Genomic DNA, 2,306 nt, shown 5'->3' on the forward strand with positions numbered 1-2,306 from the left:
CTGCGTCGAAGGTCTGGCCGGCCGCCGATGGACTCAACCGCAGGCGTGCAGGCGCGACGCCGGCCAGGTAGCGTGCCTGCAGATGGGCGAGAAACGCCGCCGCGCGCAATGCGCTCATCGGCGCCTGCAGCGAGAACCACAGCTGCAGCCCGTCGCTGCCCGACACGGCGATGGCGGGGGCGGGCAGCTCAAGATCGGCCTGCACGCCGCGCCAGACCTTGGACAGCACATCCCAGTCGGCAGGGCCAGTCAGCTCCATGACCATTGCCCGTACCTGGCCCGCACCATCGATCAAATGCCCGCCCAGATCCGGCGAGGTCAAAAGGTACAAGCGATGCAACTCGGACTGCAGGCGGTTCATGTCGATGGGCGTTGGGGGGCGAAGCGAATCTACCGCAAGCGTCGCCACCGCGAGGGCGGCCGCCCACACCTATAGTGCATGCGGCCCGATGGATTCCGTTCGAAGGTGCACATGCAGCCACCCGCAAGCTTCGTCGCAGGAATCCTCAGGGTCGCCRCATGCGCCGTTTTCGTCGCCACCACGGCGCTGCTGCTCGGTGGCTGTGCCGGCCAATCACGGCTGCTGCACCCCCCTGCCCTCGACGCCACGACGGCACTTGGCTGGCGCGCCGAAACGGCGGACGGCATCAAGCTCGATGTGCAGCAAGTCATCGTCCGCAACGATGCGGCCAGCTGGGTGCGCGAAGCCGACTGGGATGAGTACGCGCTGGTCGTGCGCAACGACAGCCGCACACCGGTCCAGCTGCGCTCGATCTCGCTCGCCAACGACGTCCTCGACAACGTCAACCACACCACCGCACCCGATCAGCTCAAGAGCGAGACGACACGCAACGTCGACGCCATGAAAACGGCCGGGCGCATCGTGGTGATTGGCTCCAGCGGGGCAGTGGCCGGTGTGCTGGTGCTGGCAAGTGCGGCCGGCTACACCGTGATGGCGCCGATCCTGCCTCTGGCCCTGCTGGTGGGCGGCATCTCGGCCTACCGAACGCAGAGCAGGGTCAACGCCGAGTCCCTGGTGATCGAGTATGAGATCAAGCGGCGCGGCTTCCAGTTGCCAGCCGACCTCGCCCCTGGCGCCGAACTGCGGCGCAGCGCGTTCTTCCCCGTCACACCGGCGCCGCAGCGTCTGCGCCTGCTGTATGGCGTTGGCAACGAGCAGCGCGAGCTCCTGCTGGCATTGCCTGCGCTTTCGGGTCTACACATCCAACCCGCGGAAAAGGCGGAGCCCTCAGGCCGCTGAAGAACTTGCCCCGGCCCCGCCTAGGGTCATCACCGGGACATCCATGCGTTTTGCGCAAAATCTCACCTGGCCGCGGCCAGGAGCCTCCCAACCAGTGCGGTCAGGTCGCGGAAGGTGTCTTCCTTTTCAAGCACGGCGCGCACACCCGCGGCCGTCGCTTGTTCGCGCAATTCGTCGGTGATCAGGCCTGAGCTGATCACCACAGGCAACCCGGGGCGGAGGGAGGCGATCTCGCGTGCGACGTCGAGGCCTGAGCGGACAGGCATGTTGTAGTCGGTCACGAACAAGTCCACCGCATCGGGTGCGGCGCCCAGGGCCGCAAGCGCAGCGGCTGCCTCGGTGAAGCCGCTGCAGCGGTAGCCGGCACGCTCCAGCAGGCGCACGACGACCAGCACGACGGTCTCGTCGTCGTCCAGATAGATCACGTGCTCGCCGTGCCCAAGGGACGGTGCATCCGACAGGCGCTCGACGCTCATCGCCGGCAGCGGCGGATTGACGGCAGGCAGGTAGAGGTGGAAGGTGCTGCCCTGACCGGGAAGGCTGTCCACGGCAATGCTGCCCTGATGGGCGACGACGATGCCATGGACCACCGACAGGCCCAGGCCCGTGCCCTGCCCCGTTGGTTTGGTCGTGAAGAAGGGCTCGAAGATCCGCTCGCGTGTCGCGGCGTCCATGCCCATGCCCGTATCACTCACCCACAAATGGGCATAGGGGCCGGCGACCAGCCCGGACAGGGCACGGGCCGTGGCCGCGTCCAGATGCACCGCCTCAAGGCCGATGACGATCTTGCCGACCTCGCCACGCAACGCGTGCCAGCCATTCGTGCTCAGATTCATCAGCACCTGCTGGAGCTGGGTGGCGTCGCCATCGACGTGCAAAGGCACATCGCTCAGGCTCAATTCGAGTTCAACCCCAGCCGGCAGGGTCACGCGCAGCAGGCCATAGGTCTCATCGACGATTGGCCGCAGCGCGACGTTGCGCAACTGCTGCGGCTGGCGGCGGCTGAAGGTCAGGATCTGGCGGACGAGGTCGCGCGCGCGCAGGC

General features: G+C 67.2%; 2 protein-coding genes and 1 pseudogene. 1 reads left to right on the top strand and 2 read right to left on the bottom strand.

The annotated features are described in order from the left end of the window. Window positions 1-259 (bottom strand): annotated as a pseudogene (locus ACXJKR_RS30155) (hypothetical protein); the annotation flags it as partial. 213 nt (window positions 260-472) lie between these two features. Between ACXJKR_RS30155 and ACXJKR_RS30160 the strand changes: the two are divergent. Continuing rightward, complete coding sequence (locus tag ACXJKR_RS30160) at window positions 473-1,261, top strand: hypothetical protein (RefSeq protein ID WP_457325979.1); 789 nt, start codon at window positions 473-475, stop codon at window positions 1,259-1,261. Between the two features lie 62 nt (window positions 1,262-1,323). Here the strand turns inward: ACXJKR_RS30160 and ACXJKR_RS30165 are convergent. Continuing rightward, window positions 1,324-2,306 (bottom strand): hybrid sensor histidine kinase/response regulator (locus tag ACXJKR_RS30165; protein ID WP_457325980.1); only part of this gene is annotated, 983 nt, incomplete at its 5' end.

The organism is Roseateles sp. P5_E11 (assembly GCF_054049355.1).